Raw genomic sequence first — 16,679 nt, forward strand, 5'->3', positions numbered from 1 at the left:
GCGAACAGGCACACTGATGGCTGTGACAGCTCGAGTTGGGGCAGTGCATCTCGGCTGGGACGTGGTGTCCGTGGCCGCCGGTGGCGGCGGCGCGTCGATCCGTCCCATCCAGGTCGAGGGCACCTACACACCGCCCGCCTATCTCCTCGCGGACGCGTCCGGTCGGTTGCACACCGCGGGCGTGGACCGGCGACCCGACGTCGGCATCGCCATCTCCGATGTGCGCGATATCCTCGGCCACCCGCAGATCGTGGTGGCGGGCGCGACCTGGCCCGCCGACCTGGTCTTTCGGGCGCGCATGCACAATCCGCTGGCCGCGGTTACCGAACACCTGGGCGGGCCGCCCGATGTGCTGGCCGTACCGTTCCCGGACGAATGGCCCGACCCCAAGGTCGACGAGTTCATTCGACTGGTCGAACAGCTCGGCGTGGTCGCCGAGGCGCTGCCGGAGTCGGTGGCGCTGTCGGGCTACATCCGGGCGCTCGGACTGGTGCGGCCGCCGGGCCGCGGACCCGAGGTCGGCGCCACCGGCGTCTACTCGGACGGACGCGACTGCCTGGTCGTGGCCGTGCACGGCGATGACGAGGCGCCCACCGAATCGGTGAGCGTGCCCATCACCGCCGAGGCGCTGCACTCCGCGCGCGCCGCCGACAATGTGGTGATCGAGGTGATGGCCGCCGCACGCGGTATCAATGCCGACACCTCCACCGTGCTGCTGGCCGGGAACGTCTGCTTCAACGACGCCCTGCGACTGGCGTTCCAGAATCATCTCGGACATCGCTTCCACGTCGCCGACCATCCGATGCACGCGCTGGTGCTCGGGGCCACGCATCTGCTGGTCAATGACAGTGAACTCAGTGCCGAGGCGGTGGCCGCGCGCTCGGAAACCCAGATCCCGCAACCGGGTTCGGCCATGCCCCGGCACGCCGATCATGGTGGCCGGGTCGGCCCGCCGACGGGCGACTACCCGCGGCACGGTCAGCAGTCCGGAGCACCGGCGCAGGCCGGGACGTCCGCGCAGCCCGGTACGCCCGCGCAGGCCGGTACGCCCGGGACGCCCCCGCGGCCCGGTATGTCCGGGCAGCCCGGCGCGCATGTGCAGCCCGGTATGCCCGCGAAACCGGGAACGGCCGCGGCCGAAGCGCCCGTCGGTGGTGCGGAGGCGCGGCCGGTGGACCAGGGGCCGCGAAAGGTCGTGCAGCCGAGTGGCTCCGGTGCCGCGCGGGCCGAATCTCCGCGCCCGGCAGGGCCTTCCACCGGTCCGCAACCGCAGACCGGGGTGAAGCCGCCGACCAGCCCCCTGCCCGCCTCGGGCACACTGCCCTCGACCAATCCGGTTCCGGCCGCCGCACAGGGCGCGCAGCCAGGCGCGGATGCCGGTGAGACGCGGCGCATCACCGCCGAGGACGCGGCGCAGATTCCGACCGCCTCGCGCGGTGGACTGCCGCCGGGCCTGGCCGGTGTGGGCGGCCGTTTCACCCGGCCGCCGGGCACACCCGCCGATGATCAGATGACCTCGGTCATGGGCCGCGGCCAGCCGCCCGGCCCAGAGGGCTACGGCCAGCCCGGCGGACCGCAGTGGCCGTCCGGTAATCAGCCGAATCCCGCTGCCGGGCAGCAGTATCCCGGTGGCGGGCAGCAGTATTCGACCGGTCAGCAACAGCAGTACCCGGGCGGGCAGCCGCCCGCGTCCGGCGCTCAGCAGTCCGCGACCGGCGGCCAGCAGTCCGGTGGACCGGCGAATCCGGGTGCGGCGCAGCCGAATCCGCCGGTGGTGCAGTACGGCCCGGGTTACGGCCCGCAGGGGCAGTCCGGTTATGGGCAGCAGGGTGCCGCGCAGCCGGGGTACGGCCAGTCCGGACAGGGCAATTACGGCCAGCAGGGCGGCGTATACGGTCAGGGCGGCTACGGCCAGCAGGGTGCGAACTTTCCCGGTCCTTCCGGAAACGCTCCTGGTCAGGCCGGTGCGATGTACGGTGGATCGATGCCGCAGAGTGGGTCGCGCCAGTCGAATCCGCAGATGCCGGAAGACAGTGCCGGTCAGTCTGATTCGGCATCCGGCGAGGGGGAGCACAAGCGCCGGAGCAAGCTGTGGAACAAGATGAAGGGCAAGCGTTTCGGCGCCCCCATCATCATCGGCATGGCCGCGCTCGGCGCGATGGGCATGCACTCCGACAGCGAGCCGCTCGAGTTGTCCGCGCTGACGACCCACTTCACCATCCGCGATGTGCTCGATACCCATCTGATCGATCAGGTCTGCGCTATCACCCCCTCGGCCTCCAACGCCCCGCGCCCGGGCGTCTCGGGAATCGACGATCCGGAACACCTGGATTGCCTGACCCTGGGCATCGACACCCTGCGCTACACGGTCCCCGGGCCGGTCCGCGGCGGGGACCCGGGCCCGCCGGTCCAGATCTGAGCCGTTTCCGCGGCGATGTGCGCTCGATCGCACCTCGCCCGGTTTCAGGCCGGTGACAACGCACTGGTACCGTGTCTTTTTGGCGTTCGGTGCTGCCTGGGTTCTCCCCGGTCGTACCACGGGTCCCGGGTCTCCACCAGCCGCCGGGGTCATCCGACCGAATGCCTGGCTGGCACCACATACGACAGACAGGGAACGACTGTGCCTACGTACAGCCCGAAGGCGGGTGACGTGACCCGTAAGTGGTACGTCATCGACGCCACTGACGTAGTGCTCGGCCGTCTCTCCGTCGCAGCGGCCAACCTGCTGCGCGGTAAGACCAAGCCGACCTACGCTCCGCACGTCGATGGCGGCGACTTCGTCATCATCATCAACGCTGACAAGGTTGCCATCTCCGGCAACAAGCGTGAGAACAAGTTCATCCACACCCACTCCGGGCACCCGGGCGGTCTCAAGTCCCGCTCCGTCGGCCAGATCCTGGACACCCGCCCCGACCGTCTGGTCGAGCGCGCCGTCAAGGGCATGATCCCGAAGAACAAGCTGGGTAACAGCATCGGCGGCAAGCTGAAGGTCTACGCAGGCCCGAACCACCCGCATGCCGCTCAGCAGCCCATTCCCTTCGAGATCAAGCAGGTTGCCCAGTGACCGCTCCTGAGGAATTCAACGACGACGAATTCGTCGTGGAAGACACCACCGTCGAGGTTGTCGAGGAGGGTGACGGCTACGAGGCCGAGTACACCTCCGAGGAGACCTTCGCCCCGGTGCTGATCGACCGTCCGATCCAGACCGTCGGCCGCCGCAAGGAGGCCGTGGTCCGCGTGCGCATGGTGCCGGGTACCGGCAACTTCGTGCTCAACGGTCGCACCATCGAGAACTACTTCCCGAACAAGGTGCACCAGCAGCTCGTCAAGTCGCCGCTGGTGACCGTCGAGCGTGTCGAGTCCTTCGACATCTTCGCGCGCCTCGTCGGCGGCGGCCCGTCCGGTCAGGCCGGCGCGCTGCGCCTGGCGATCGCTCGCGCCCTGATCGAGGTCACCCCGGAGGATCGTCCCGCCCTCAAGCGTGCCGGCTTCCTGACTCGTGACCCGCGTGCCACCGAGCGCAAGAAGTACGGCCTCAAGAAGGCCCGTAAGGCGCCTCAGTACTCGAAGCGCTGATTTTTCTGCCGTCGGCCCGTACCGTGCCCGCCCCCATTCCGGGTCGGGCACGGTACGGTTTACACGGCAACCTGTACGAGAGCAGGCTCCCCGCAACGGTTTTCGTCATCGTTGCGCCTACTCCGCCCGCGAGGGCGGAATGGGCCGGGGTCTGCTCTCGTGCTGTATCTACCGATCAGGGGTGAGGTAATGGGACGTTTGTTCGGCACCGACGGAGTCCGCGGGCTCGCCAATGAGTCGCTGAGTCCGGAACTGGCGCTTGCCGTTTCCGCCGCCGCGGCACAGGTTCTGAGCCGGGGCAAGAAGCGCGCGCTCGCCGTGGTCGGGCGCGACCCCCGCGCGAGCGGTGAGATGCTCGAAGCGGCCGTCACCGCCGGGCTGACCGCCGCGGGTGTGGACGTGCTCTCGGTCGGCGTACTGCCCACCCCCGCCGTGGCCTACCTGACCGGCGTCTACGACGCGTGCCTGGGCGTGATGATCTCCGCCTCGCACAACCCCATGCCCGATAACGGCATCAAGATCTTCGCCGCCGGTGGCCACAAACTCGACGACGCCGTCGAGGACCGCATCGAAGCGCTCATTGCCGAGGGCGGCTACCGCCGGCCGACCGGCGGCGCCATCGGACGCGTGCTCGGCAAGCCCGGTCAGCTCTTCGGCGCGACCGATCAGTACAGCCTCGAGGGCACCCACGAGCGCTATGTGGAGCATCTGGTCGAGGCCACCGGACGCGATCTGAGCGGACTCGCCGTGGTGGTCGACTGCGCGCACGGCGCGGCCTCCGAGGTCGGACCCGCCGCCTTGCGCGAGGCCGGCGCCACCGTGATCGCGATCAATGCCGATCCCGACGGTTTGAATATCAATGATGGTTGCGGCTCAACGCATTTGGAGCAGATCCAGCGCGCCGTCCGCGAGCACGGCGGTGATCTAGGACTGGCCCTGGACGGCGATGCCGACCGCTGCCTGGCCGTCGACGCCGAGGGCAATGTGGTCGACGGTGACGCCATCATGGCGGTGATCGCGCTCGCCATGCGCGATGCCGGTGAGCTCGCCGAGAACACGCTCGTCGCGACCGTCATGAGCAATCTCGGTCTGCATATCGCCATGCGCGATGCCGGAATCGCCATGCGCACCACCGCCGTCGGTGATCGCTATGTGCTGGAGGAGTTGCGCCGCAGCGGCCTCAACCTCGGTGGCGAACAGTCCGGGCACGTCGTGCTGCCGCAGTTCGGCACCACCGGCGACGGCGTCCTCACCGGCTTGAAACTGATGGCCCGCATGGCCGAAACCGGCCGCACCCTGGCCGATCTCGCCGCCGTGGTGCAGACCGTTCCGCAGGTGCTGATCAATGTGCACGTCTCGGACAAGGCCGCCGTCGCGGCCGCGCCCGAGGTCCTCGACGCGGTGGCCGAAGGCGAGCGTCTGCTGGGCGATACCGGCCGAATCCTGCTGCGCCCCAGCGGCACCGAGCAACTGGTGCGCGTCATGGTGGAAGCCGCCGACTCCGTCCAGGCCCAGCGCCTGGCCGAAGACCTCGCGAAGCTGGTCTCCGCGGTCTGAGCCTTCGATGTGCATGTAATCACGCGGGTGGCCTCTCGGGGTTTACCAGCGGTATTACCTGCACATCGTTCTAGTCCTCGGTGAGTTTGCCGGCTTCCAGGTGCCAGCGGCGGGTGGCTCGGACGTTGTCGAGCATGCGGCGGTCGTGGGTGACCAACAGGACTGTGCCGGTGAAGGATTCGACCGCCTGTTCCAGCTGCTCGATGGCGGCCAGGTCGAGGTGGTTGGTGGGCTCGTCCAGGACCAGGAGGTTGACGCCTCGTGCCTGTAGCAGGGCCAGGGCGGCTCGGGTGCGTTCGCCCGGGGAGAGGGTGTCGTTGGGGCGCAGCACATGGGGGCCGCGCAGGCCGAATTTGGCGAGCAGGGTGCGGACCTCGGCCTCGGGCCAATCCGGGATCTCGGCGCTGAAAGTGTCCGCGAGCGTGTCGGTTCCGCGGAACAGGCCGCGGGCCTGATCGACCTCGCCGATGGCCACGCCCGAACCGAGTGCGGCGGATCCGGTATCCGGCCGGGCTTTTCCGAGCAGCAGCGACAGCAGGGTTGATTTGCCCGCGCCATTGGCTCCGGTCAGGACTATGCGGTCGCCGTAGTCGACCTGGAGGGTGATCGGGCCGAGGGTGAATTCACCCCGGGTGACGGTCGCCTGGGACAGGGTGGCGACCACCGTGCCGCTGCGGGGCGCGGCGGCGATGACCATGCGGAGTTCCCACTCCTTGCGCGGCTCCTCCACCGCATCGAGGCGTTCGATGCGCCGGACGGTCTGCTTGACCTTCGCCGCCTGCTTCTCGGTCGCCTCCGCGCGAGCCTTGCGGCCCAACTTGTCGGAATCCTGTTTGCTCTTGTGGCGGGCGTTGCGGACGCCGTGCTCCATCCAATTGCGTTGCATGCCCGCACGCGCCTCGAGTCCGGCCTTGGTGTCGGCGAAGTCGTCATAGGCTTCGCGGGCGTGGCGGCGGGCGATCTCGCGCTCCTCCAGATAGGAGTCGTAACCGCCGTCGTAACTGCCGACCTGCTGCTGCGCCAGGTCCAGTTCGACAATGCGATTCACGGTGCGCGCCAAGAACTCTCGGTCATGGCTGATCACCATGAGCGGTTCGCGGACGCCGGTGACGAACTTTTCGAGGCGGTCCAGGCCGTTCAGATCGAGGTCGTTGGTGGGCTCGTCCAGCAGCAGAATGTCGAAGCGGGACAACAGGACCGAGGCCAATCCGGCGCGGGCGGCCTGACCGCCGGAGAGCACGGTCATGAGGGTGTCCAAGCCGTGCGGGAGGCTGTCGGTCAGACCGAGATCGGCGGAGACCTCCTCGGCGCGCTGCTCCAGATCCGCGCCGCCGAGCGCGAGCCAGCGCTCGAGGGCGGGGGAGAACTCGTCGTCGCCGCCCTCGGCCAGGCGTTCGGCGGCCGCGTCCATGACGCGCTGGGCCTCGCCGACGCCGGTGCGGCGGCGCAGGAACTCCAGCACGGTCTCGCCCTCGACGCGCTCGGGTTCCTGGGCGAGATAGCCGACCGTGGCATCGGGCGGGCTGAGGGTGATCTCGCCTTCGGGGGCGTTTCCCTCGGCGAGCATGCGCAGCAGGGTGGACTTTCCGGCGCCGTTCACCCCGACCAGGCCGATCACATCGCCGGGGGCCAGCACGAGATCGAGGTCTTCGAAGAGGGTGCGTTCGCCGTGTCCGGCAGCGAGGCCGCGCGCATGCAGAGTGGTGCTCACCTGCGCGATTCTGCCCTGTTCGGGGTTGCACCCTGACCCCGCCCCTACCGAAGTTCAGGGTCGGAATGGGTCGGGGGACCGATGTGCGATGAGGCCGAAGTGCGGAAAGTAGAGGTATGACTACACCGACCACCAAGCGTCTGACCCGCTCGAGCCAGGACAAGTGGATTGCCGGAGTCTGCGGCGGGCTCGCCGAATACTTCGGTATCAGTGCCGGACTTGTCCGGATCTTGTTCGTGCTCTCCTGCCTGCTGCCTGGGCCGCAGTTCGTGCTGTACCTGATTCTGTGGGTGGTGATCCCCAAGCGCTGACGGATTCGGGTGCTCTCGGCGAGTTGTCCACAGCTGAGAGTTATCCACAATCGGTATGAAGGTGCTGCGTGGCCGATGCGCGGATGACAGGATGGTAACCACGTCATCGCGGAGGAGCGCATATGGTCACATCGGGTGATCTGCCGGGACTGGATCTGCCGAAACTCGACTCGCACACCGAACTCGGTGCGCTCGGGGCCATCGAGCTACAACACCCCACCCAGGACATCGACGGCGACGGCCTACTCGACACCGTGACCACCAGCAGCGATAACGCCATGCACGTGTGGACGGATCTGGACCACGACGGTTACGCCGACCATGTCACCGTCGTGGACAGCGGGGGCGACTACTCCGCCTGGGAATTCCATCACCATCCGGACGGGTCCACCGAGTGGATTCGCACAGACGAAGGCCGCCTGGGCAAATAGCCGAACCAGGGGTTTCGACGAGGGGGGACGATGCCTGGATTCGACGTGCTCGGCGTAGACCTCGACGCCCTGCACAACACCATCGGCACACTGCGCACCTGCGCCGACTCATTGCGGCAGCAGTCCGACCGCATTACCGAACAGTCCTTCGGGACCGGTCGGGCGGATGCGGGCCGCGACTATTCGGCGCAGGGCGCGGCCATCCACGCCGGGCTCGAGCGCATTGCCGCCTGCCTGCGGCACTGGAGTGTTGCCACAGCGGCCACCGCCGACGTATTCGACCGTGCCGCAACCGAATACGAACGCCTGGATCGTGAACGCGCCGACCGGCTCACGGCGGTGCACCCGTGACCTTCGACTCGGCGGGCAAATCGATCGACCAGATCCTGGACTACGGTGCGCCCGGACTGGAGTACTGGGAACATTTCCTGCCGCTGTACGCCAGGGCATTCAGCGTGCACCGCGATGCCGACCTCTCGGCACTGCAAGCCGCCTACGACGAGCAGCGCGGCGCGGACCTGGCCGGACTCGCCACCGCGCGAGCGGAATTGGGTCGTGCGCTCGCCGAAGCCGAATCCCAGTGGACGGCCCTGCACGCGGCCGCCCAATCCCTGCCCACCCTCTGGACAGGCGGCACCGGAGGCGAAGCCCAGTCCCTGCTCATCACCCAACTGCGCCGCGCCAGAGCGGATCTCGACGCGGCTCAGTCCGCCGCCACCGCCCTCGCCGACCTGATCGACCCGCTGCACGCCGCCGCCCTCGCCAAGGCCGAACAAACCCTCGCCCTGGTCGAGAAAACCCCTGGCGGCGCAAGAGAACTCGTCATCGACGGCAAATCTCCCGCCGACATCGACGCTCTCCTCGGTCCCGACCCCGACGCGGACCGCGATCACCCCGCCGCCTGGCTCGCCACCACCTTCAAACCCGAAATCGAACACGCCCTCGACACTTTCAAATCCGCCTGCGCGGCGGCCGACATCGCCTTCGAATCCCGCTACGCCACCGCGACGAAAGCCCTCGACCAAGTCCTGGCCCTGCCGTACCCTCACCCGGCCCCGCTTCCCCTTCCCCATTTCACCACCGACCCCACACCCGACCCGGAGTCGATTCCCGCACAGCCACACCGCAACCCACCCGGCATCGACACCGGCGACACGACAGCTCCCGCCGCACCCGCCCAGCAGTACCCACCGTCGCGGTCCCGCGCCCAATCGCTGCCGGACCCCACCGCGGAGGCCGCGAGCCAACCACAGCAGCCGTTCACCGACCCACCCTGCACCACATCACCCCAGTCCGTCCCCGCCGCAGGGGACGCGGCAGCAACCCAACCCCGGCCCGTCCCCGCCACTGTGGACGCGGCACCAGCCCAACCCCAGCCGGTCCCCGCCACCTCACCCGATGCGGCCACGCCCGGCCAGTCGCCGGTCTCCACCCCACCTTCCGGCGCGGCGGCTGCCCCCCGCCAGTCCAACCCGGCAACACCCACCGAGGCCACCACCACGAACCCGGCCCCATCCCCGAATGCGACCGGCCGAGGCTCCCAATCCGATTCGACCACCAACCCCCTCTCCGCCCTGACCGACCTCCTCAAATCCCTCCTCTCATCCCTCGACCTCTCCAGCCTGACCGACCTCCTCCACCCCTGCACTGATCCGAACGGCCCCACAAACCCGGATACCTCGGCCGACCCTGCTCATCCCCGGCCGGACCCTTCGGCCGACAAGGGCGCATCGGCGCAACCCGCTGCGCCACAATCGGATCCCAACCCTGGCGAACCCACCCCGCCGAATGGCGCGACTCCCGAAGGATCCCACCCCTGCTCACCCGGTGGCTCCACCCCGCCTGACACCGACCAGCACCCACCGGACGTCTGTTCCCCCACGCCTCCCACCGACGGTCGAGAGCTCAACCAGCAGTGCCCACCGCCACCCGGTTGCTCAACTCCACCGGGCGCGAATAGTGAAGTCCCACAAAATGGATGCCCGCCCGCCCCCGGTGATGGCGCGCAGTCGCCCGACCCCGGTCCCCGGCCGCCAACCCACCAATGTGCACCGCCGCCGCAATGCCCGACCCCGCCCGATGACAGTTCACCGCTGCCAGGGGAACAGTCGACCGCGCCAGGCAATGGTCTCTCGCCCGATAGCGCCGGTCTCCCACCGGACAGTGCCGGTCCCCCGCCCGACGAGGCCGTTCCACCGGCCGACGACGGTGGTACCGCACCCGGTGGTGATCAGATCTCACCGGGCAAAGCCGCCCCGCCGCCGCCGGAAGGTCCTGCGCCGCAAGCCGATCCACCCCTCGGCAATCATGACGACGCCTCCGTCGAAATCCCCGACGCCGGAGTCGAAATCCCGGATATCCCGCCCGCAGCGGTCGAATGACCGGCGATTCGCGTAGCGGTCGCGGCGGGTACCGGGTCGACCGGTTGGTGTCCGGGCGGGGAGGTTACTTCCGGAGGGCTTGGACGAGTTGGAGGATGGGGAGTTTTTGGGGCTCGGCGGGTTCTTCCTCGATGGCTTCGGGGTCGACGATTTCGGTGTGGGGGATGAGGGCTTCGGGGTCGGCGAAGGGTTTGTACTTCTTGTCGCCGAGGAGGGTGTAGTTGAGGAAGCCGACCAGGAGGGCTCGGGTGAGGCGTTCGGTTCTGGCTTCGTGCTTGCCCGCGCCGAGGGCGGCCAGGGCGCGGCGGCCCTCGACCATGCCGTTGTGGGTGGCCTTGTCGACCGAGCGGAAAGTGGCGGGGCCGCCCCAAGCCACGGCCAGGGGGATGGCATTGGAGCTGACCGAATCGAGGTCGGTGGCGCCGGCCAGGATCAGTGCGGGGGTGTCGATTCCGGGGGCCAGGGCCTCGCCCGAGGGGGCGGTGGGGGAGGGGTAGAGCGCCGCGACGGCCGCCACCTCACGCTGTGAGGCGGCGATGATCGCCGCGCCCGCGCCCATGCCGTGCCCGGCCAGCGCCAGCTTGTCCGGATGCACGCTGATATTGCCCGAACCCAGTCGCACCCCGGTGCAGATGTCCAGGGTGGTCAGCAGATCCGTCGCCAGGTTCAGATGCGAAGGGATCGGCCCGCGTTCGGTATCCGGCGCCGCCGCCACATAACCCCACGAGGCCACATGCTCGAGCAGTCGCCGGTAGTTCGCCGCACCGGCCAACCAGCCGTGACCGAACGCCACCGCGGGTAGGTTCAGGCCCTTCTCGGGCGTGTAGACCACGCCCGGCTGCCCGGCTATGCCGAGGTTGCCGCGCAGCACCGAATGCGGGCCGCGGGCGGTCAAACTGCTCAGGAGCGATTTCACAGACGCCGACACGACAGTGAACTTATCCGATCGCCGCGTGCTTGGGGCGTTTCGCCCGGTCCAGCGCGCATCCGGATTCGCGGACCGCTCCGCTCTCGGTAGGCTGGTGCCCCATGTGCGGAATCGTGGGGTACGTCGGGTACAGGGATGCCCTCGGCGTGGTGGTTGACGCGTTGCGCCGCATGGAATATCGCGGCTACGACTCCGCCGGAGTCGCCATTCTCGACGGTGCGGGCGGGCTCGCCGTCGAACGCAAGGCGGGACGCCTGGCCAATCTGGAGGCCGAATTCGCCGCCACCGGAATCGACCGCTTCACCGGCGCCACCGGGATGGGCCACACCCGCTGGGCCACGCACGGCGCGCCCACCGATCGCAATGCGCACCCGCACCGGGATGCGAGCGAACGGGTCGCGGTGGTGCACAACGGCATTATCGAGAACTTCGCGCCACTGCGCCGCGAACTCGAGGACGCCGGAGTCGAACTCGGCAGCGATACCGATACCGAGGTCACCGTGCACCTGGTGGCGCGGGCCTACGCCGCCGGTCCGACCGCCGGGGATTTCATCGGCTCCGCGCTCGCGGTGGTGCGCCGCCTCGAAGGCGCGTTCACCCTGGTTTTCGCGCACGCCGACCATCCGGGCACCATCATCGCCGCACGCCGCAACACCCCGCTCGTGATCGGCGTCGGTCAGGGCGAGATGTTCATCGCCTCCGATGTCACCGCCTTCATCGAACACACCCGGGAAGCCGTTGAGCTCGGCCAGGATCAGGCCGTGGTCATCACCGCCAATACGTACGCGGTCACCGATTTCGACGGCAATACCGAAGGCGTGCGGACCCGCCCCTTCACCATCGACTGGGATCTGGCCGCCGCCGAGAAGGGCGGCCACGACTACTTCATGCTCAAGGAGATCGAGGAGCAGCCCGCCGGAGTCGCCGACACGCTGATCGGACATTTTCAAGACGGCCGCATCGTGCTGGACGAACAGCGCCTCACCGATCAGGAACTGCGCGAATTCGACAAGGTGTTCGTGGTCGCCTGCGGCAGTTCGTACCATGCGGGGCTGCTCGCCAAATACGCCATCGAGCACTGGACCCGGCTGCCCGTCGAGGTCGAGCTGGCCAGCGAATTCCGTTATCGCGACCCGGTTCTGGACCGCTCCACCTTGGTCGTGGCCATCTCACAGTCCGGTGAAACCGCCGACACGCTCGAAGCCGTGCGACACGCCAAGGATCAGAAGGCGCGCGTGCTGGCCATCTGCAATACCAATGGCGCGCAGATTCCCCGCGAATCCGATGCCGTGCTCTACACCCGCACCGGACCGGAGATCGGCGTTGCCTCCACCAAGGCATTCCTGGCGCAGATCACCGCCAACTACCTGGTCGGTCTCGCCCTCGCGCAGGCGCGCGGCACCAAATATCCGGACGAGGTCGCGCGCGAATTCGCCGAACTCGAGAACATGCCGAAACTCGTTTCCCGCGTACTGGAGTCGGGCGATCGGGTGCGCGCGCTCGCCCGCGAACTCGCCCACGTCTCCACCGTGCTGTTCCTTGGGCGGCACGTCGGTTACCCCGTCGCTCTCGAAGGCGCTTTGAAGCTCAAGGAATTGGCGTACATCCACGCCGAGGGCTTCGCCGCCGGTGAACTCAAGCACGGACCGATCGCCCTCATCGAGGAGGGCCTGCCCGTGTTCGTGGTCATGCCCTCGCCGAAGAGCCGCGCGGTCCTGCATTCCAAGCTGCTCAGCAATATCCGGGAGATCCAAGCCCGCGGCGCCCGCACCATCGTGATCGCCGAGGAGGGTGACGACACCGTCCGCCCATTCGCCGACCATCTGATCGAAATCCCCGCCGCCCCAACGCTTTTCCAGCCTCTGCTGGCAACGGTCCCGCTGCAGATCTTCGCCGCCGAAGTCGCCCAGGCCCGCGGCTACGACGTCGACAAACCCCGCAACCTCGCCAAGTCCGTGACCGTCGAGTAGCGCCGCTATTCGACGGTGACGGTGCCCTTCATATCCGGGTGCAGCGGGCACAGGTAGCGGTAGGTGCCCGGGGTGGTGAAGGTGAAGCTCCACTCGCCCTTGTGGATGATCGGGCTGTTGATGCCGAGGGCGATATCGCCGATGCCCTGCACCGCATGGGGGGCCTTGTCGGAGAATTTCCACGTCACCTTGTCGCCAGCTTTGACGGTGATGACGGCGGGGGAGAACTTCATATCCGCGACCTCGACGGTCACATCGGCGGGCTGCCGCGGACCGGACGGGACGGCGGCCGAAGTGGCGGCGGCGACGGTGGTGGTCGGCGCGGCCGACTTCGGGGAATCCGAACCGCACCCGCCGACGACCAGAGCCCCCGCGGCAACGGTCACCAGGAGCAGGGCACGGGCGGACGGCAGGCGGCGGATAGGCATGGCAGCCAGCGTAACCCCCACCATTTGCGGACAATTCGCAGGTGGTCACCCGCGCGATATCCACGCCGCCCGGTGCGTGCTCGATGCCGATTCAGTCCGCAGTGCCGCGATCTAGTGCCTCGTCCAGAAAGGTTGCTTCGGTAACCGGGTGTCGGTTTGCTCGTGGGCCCGCAGGCGGCGAAGCTGCCGGTGGAGGTGATGCCGGTGGCCCGAAAACCGGAAGTGTTCGTGCGAGCGGTGACCCCGGAAGAGGGGCGACGGTTGCAGAAGATCACGAAGACGAGCAAGCAACCGGTCAGGATGCGGCGCGCGATCGTGGTGATGTGCTCGGCGCAGCATCAACCGGTCCCAGCGATCGCCCGGCTGATGCACGTATCGGAAGCTTATGTGCGGCAAGTGATTCACGAGTTCAACGAGCGGGGGTTCGAGGCGTTGGACCCAAAATGGAGCGGGGGCAGGCCGAGGAAAGTCGATCGGGCGACGCGTGAACGCATCGCTTGCATCGCCCGGTGCTGTCCCCGCGACCTGGGTTGGCCGTTCTCGATGTGGAGTCTGTCGAAACTGCGGGAAGTATTGCAGCTCAACAAGATCGCCGAGATCAGTCGTGAGACCCTGCGCAAGATCCTGAAGGCCGAGGGTGTGTCATGGCAGGCGGTCAAGACCTGGAAGGCCGGGCTCGACCCGGAATTCACCGCGAAAATGAACCGCATTCTCGATCTCTACGACCACCCGCCCGCTGAGGGGCGGGTGCTCTGCGTGGACGAGTTCGGGCCGTTGAACCTGCAACCCCGTGCCGGCCGGGGCTGGTTCCCGCAGCGGAAACCGAAACGGGTGCGGGCGACCTACCACCGCACCCAGGGTGTTCGCCACCTGCTCGGCGCCCTGGACCTGGCCACCGGCAAGATTCACTACCGGATCCGAGATCGTAAGCGGTGGATGGAGTTTCTGGGGTTGTTGAAATCGCTGCGGGCCCGCTGGCCTGGCGAGAAGCTTTACATCGTTGCCGACAACTTCTCTCCGCACAAGCGGGGCGAGGTCCGCGAGTGTGCCGCGGCCAACGACGTGGAACTGGTGTTCCTGCCCACCTATTCGTCGTGGCTGAACTGGATCGAGTCCGAGTTCGCCGCGCTGCGCTACTTCGCGTTGAACGGCACCGATCACCGCAGCCACAACGAACAAGACGCCGCGATCGGCGCCTACATCCGCTGGCACAACCAACACGCGAAACCCAAGCGAGAGTTCGCAGTGAACTCCAAGATCCGCCTGCCCGATTACCTACCGAAGGTTGCTTGACGAGGCACTAGCCGGGTGGATCCCGGCCAAAAGCATGCCGGGATGGCAGGGCGTACATGCCCGGGATGACGGGGCACGTGCTCGGGATGGCGGGGGCACGTGCTCGGGATGCGGGGGGTACATGCTCGGGATGCGGGGCGCACATGCTCGGGACGGCGGGGGGCACATGCTCGAGATGGCGGGCCGCACACGCTCGAGATGGCGGGGGCACATGCCGGGACGACGGAGGCGAAGATTTTATGGCGGGTCGTGCGGGCGTCGGGGGGCTGCGATTGTGGGGCGTAGTCTGCATTGGTCGTAGACAGGTGGGGTGTGGCCCCTTGCAAGACCCTCGAGAAGTCGCTGTCGCGGGAGGCTGAGCATGCACGATTCTGCACTGCGCGGGTACTACACGGCCGATGAGGTGCGGGCGGCGGAGGCTGAGTTATTCACGCGGGTTCCGGCGGGAATGCCTATGCGGCGGGCGGCTTTCGGGCTGGCCGAAGTGGTGGTACGCGAGCTGCGGGAGCGGACCGGGGGAGTGGCCGGGCGGTCGGTGACGCTGTTGGTCGGGTCCGGGGACAATGGCGGGGACGCGCTGTGGGCGGGGTCATTTCTGCGGCGGCGGGGTGTGGCGGTGGACGCGGTACTGCTCGCACCCGAACGGGCGCATGCGGCCGGGCTGGCGGCCCTGCGTAAGGCGGGCGGGCGGGTCCACGCGGATGCGGCCGGTGAGCGGGCGCGCGGCAGGATAACCGGTGATCCGGTGCGGGAACCAGCCGCCGATGCGCGCGTGCGCGGTGGGGCCGCTGGTCAGCGCGTGCGCGGTGGAGCGGGGCCGGATCTCGTCGTCGACGGGATCGTCGGCATCTCCGGGCGGGGACCGCTGCGGCCCGAGGCCGCGAAACTTGTTGCCGAGGTGCGGGTTCCGATTATCGCCGCGGACCTTCCCAGCGGGGTTGACGCCGATACCGGGGCGGTCGGTGGTCCCGCGGTGCGGGCCGCCGTTACCGTGGCGTTCGGCGCGTACAAACCGGTGCACGCACTGGCCGCGCCGTACTGCGGGCGAATTGAGTTGGTGCCCATCGGGTTACGGTTGCCGGAGCCGAATCTCGCTGCGCTGGAGGTGGAGTCGATCGGGGCGGGGTGGCCGGTTCCGCGATCGACCGATGACAAGTACACCCAGGGCGTCACCGGGGTCTGTGCCGGGAGCGCCACCTATCCGGGGGCGGCGATTCTGTGCACCGGGGGCGCGGTGGCCGCCACCTCCGGGATGGTTCGCTACGCGGGGACCGGTGCGGCGCATGTCCTCGAGCATTTTCCGGAAATCATTGCCGCCCCGACGATTTCGGAGACCGGCCGGGTGCAGTCCTGGGTGTTCGGCCCGGGGGCGGGCACCGACGCCGCGGCCCACGACCGGCTCGCGCAGATCCTGGCCACCGATCTTCCCGTCGTGGTGGACGCGGACGGCCTCACCCTGCTGGCCGCCGACCCCGGCCTGATCACCGGGCGCGCCGCCCCGACCGTCCTCACCCCGCACGCCGGTGAGTTCGCCCGTCTGACCGGAGCCGATCCGGCCCCCGATCGTGTTGCCGCCGTCCGCAAACTCGCCGATTCCTGGCAGGTGACCGTCCTGTTGAAAGGCCGCGCCACCCTCATCGCCACCCCCGGCCGCCCCGTCCTGGTGAACGAGGCGGGCGGTTCGTGGGCCGCCACCGCGGGCTCGGGCGATGTGCTGTCCGGCATTCTCGCCGCGCTCCTGGCGGCGGGCCGGGACCCGGCCTGGTCCGCGGCCGCCGCGGCGCGCGTGCACGCCCTGGCCGCCAACCTGGCCGCACACGCGAGTTCCGCTGCGGGCGCGCCCATCTCGGCCACACCGCTGCAACAGCACATTCGCGCGGCCATCGGCACCCTGCGCGAGCTGTCCGCCCGCTGACAGACCTCGGGAGCATGCGGCTGTATCGGGGTGCACGCGGCCAACCGGGCACTGAAGCTGATACTCGGCTCCGTGCTGATCGCGGGTTGCGTTCTCTACCCGGACAACTGGAAATCAACCGGCAGTGGACTGACCGCGGCGCGCAGCGCGGCCCGGCCTGCCGCGACGCCTGGGACTC

The 16,679-nt window shown here is 68.6% G+C and carries 14 protein-coding genes; 11 read left to right on the forward strand and 3 right to left on the reverse strand.

The window, feature by feature from the left end; genetic code table 11:
* Positions 1-22: 22 nt before the first annotated feature.
* The 4 genes from NA10_RS38380 to glmM all read left to right on the forward strand — a co-directional run bounded on the left by NA10_RS38380 (position 23) and on the right by glmM (position 5,133).
* Positions 23-2,419 (forward strand): hypothetical protein, encoded by a 2,397-nt coding sequence (locus tag NA10_RS38380; RefSeq protein WP_245676925.1) that lies wholly within the window; start codon positions 23-25, stop codon positions 2,417-2,419.
* 201 nt (positions 2,420-2,620) lie between these two features.
* Positions 2,621-3,064: a 50S ribosomal protein L13 gene (gene rplM, locus NA10_RS00520; RefSeq protein WP_067561771.1), complete on the forward strand. Its 444-nt coding sequence runs from the start codon at positions 2,621-2,623 to the stop codon at positions 3,062-3,064.
* Positions 3,061-3,576, forward strand: coding sequence for a 30S ribosomal protein S9 (gene rpsI / locus NA10_RS00525; protein ID WP_084514172.1), 516 nt, complete (start codon positions 3,061-3,063; stop codon positions 3,574-3,576). Before rplM ends, rpsI begins: the two co-directional genes overlap by 4 nt.
* A gap of 189 nt (positions 3,577-3,765) precedes the next feature.
* On the forward strand, positions 3,766-5,133 hold the full coding sequence (gene glmM / locus NA10_RS00530; protein ID WP_067561774.1) for a phosphoglucosamine mutase: 1,368 nt from the start codon (positions 3,766-3,768) through the stop codon (positions 5,131-5,133).
* Positions 5,134-5,203: 70 nt separating this feature from the next.
* Here the strand turns inward: glmM and NA10_RS00535 are convergent, their stop codons facing one another.
* Positions 5,204-6,844 carry an ABC-F family ATP-binding cassette domain-containing protein gene (locus NA10_RS00535; RefSeq protein WP_067561777.1) on the reverse strand — a complete coding sequence of 547 codons (1,641 nt, stop codon included), beginning with the start codon at positions 6,842-6,844 and terminating at the stop codon, positions 5,204-5,206.
* A 116-nt stretch (positions 6,845-6,960) separates the two neighbouring features.
* Here NA10_RS00535 and NA10_RS00540 point away from each other — a divergent pair, with 116 nt between their 5' ends.
* From NA10_RS00540 to NA10_RS00555, 4 genes are all read left to right on the forward strand, one after another.
* The gene (locus NA10_RS00540) at positions 6,961-7,155 is read left to right on the forward strand and encodes a PspC domain-containing protein (protein ID WP_067561780.1); all 195 of its coding nucleotides are present in this window, start codon (positions 6,961-6,963) and stop codon (positions 7,153-7,155) included.
* 122 nt (positions 7,156-7,277) lie between these two features.
* On the forward strand, positions 7,278-7,586 hold the full coding sequence (locus tag NA10_RS00545) for a DUF6802 family protein (RefSeq protein WP_067561783.1): 309 nt from the start codon (positions 7,278-7,280) through the stop codon (positions 7,584-7,586).
* A 30-nt stretch (positions 7,587-7,616) separates the two neighbouring features.
* Positions 7,617-7,937 carry a hypothetical protein gene (locus NA10_RS00550; protein WP_067561785.1) on the forward strand — a complete coding sequence of 107 codons (321 nt, stop codon included), beginning with the start codon at positions 7,617-7,619 and terminating at the stop codon, positions 7,935-7,937.
* Entirely contained in the window at positions 7,934-9,967 is a 2,034-nt protein-coding gene (locus NA10_RS00555) for a hypothetical protein (RefSeq protein ID WP_067561788.1), read from the forward strand. Before NA10_RS00550 ends, NA10_RS00555 begins: the two co-directional genes overlap by 4 nt.
* A 64-nt stretch (positions 9,968-10,031) precedes the next feature.
* On the opposite strand, the gene NA10_RS00560 is transcribed toward NA10_RS00555, so the two are convergent.
* Positions 10,032-10,895, reverse strand: coding sequence for a dienelactone hydrolase family protein (locus NA10_RS00560; protein WP_067561791.1), 864 nt, complete (start codon positions 10,893-10,895; stop codon positions 10,032-10,034).
* A gap of 101 nt (positions 10,896-10,996) precedes the next feature.
* Between NA10_RS00560 and glmS the strand changes: the two genes are divergently transcribed.
* Positions 10,997-12,865 carry a glutamine--fructose-6-phosphate transaminase (isomerizing) gene (gene glmS / locus NA10_RS00565; RefSeq protein ID WP_067561793.1) on the forward strand — a complete coding sequence of 623 codons (1,869 nt, stop codon included), beginning with the start codon at positions 10,997-10,999 and terminating at the stop codon, positions 12,863-12,865.
* Positions 12,866-12,870: 5 nt separating this feature from the next.
* Here glmS and NA10_RS00570 read toward each other — a convergent pair whose 3' ends face one another.
* A complete protein-coding gene (locus NA10_RS00570; RefSeq protein ID WP_067561795.1) occupies positions 12,871-13,293 on the reverse strand; it encodes a cupredoxin domain-containing protein in 423 nt (140 codons plus the stop codon).
* Positions 13,294-13,455: 162 nt separating this feature from the next.
* Here NA10_RS00570 and NA10_RS00575 point away from each other — a divergent pair, with 162 nt between their 5' ends.
* Positions 13,456-14,586 (forward strand): IS630 family transposase, encoded by a 1,131-nt coding sequence (locus NA10_RS00575; RefSeq protein ID WP_245676927.1) that lies wholly within the window; start codon positions 13,456-13,458, stop codon positions 14,584-14,586.
* 361 nt (positions 14,587-14,947) lie between these two features.
* Positions 14,948-16,501 (forward strand): NAD(P)H-hydrate dehydratase, encoded by a 1,554-nt coding sequence (locus tag NA10_RS00580; protein WP_174562458.1) that lies wholly within the window; start codon positions 14,948-14,950, stop codon positions 16,499-16,501.
* Positions 16,502-16,679 lie beyond the last annotated feature (178 nt).

The sequence above is a fragment of the Nocardia acidivorans NBRC 108247 genome (genome assembly GCF_001625085.1).
Taxonomy (GTDB): Bacteria; Actinomycetota; Actinomycetes; order Mycobacteriales; family Mycobacteriaceae; genus Nocardia; species Nocardia acidivorans.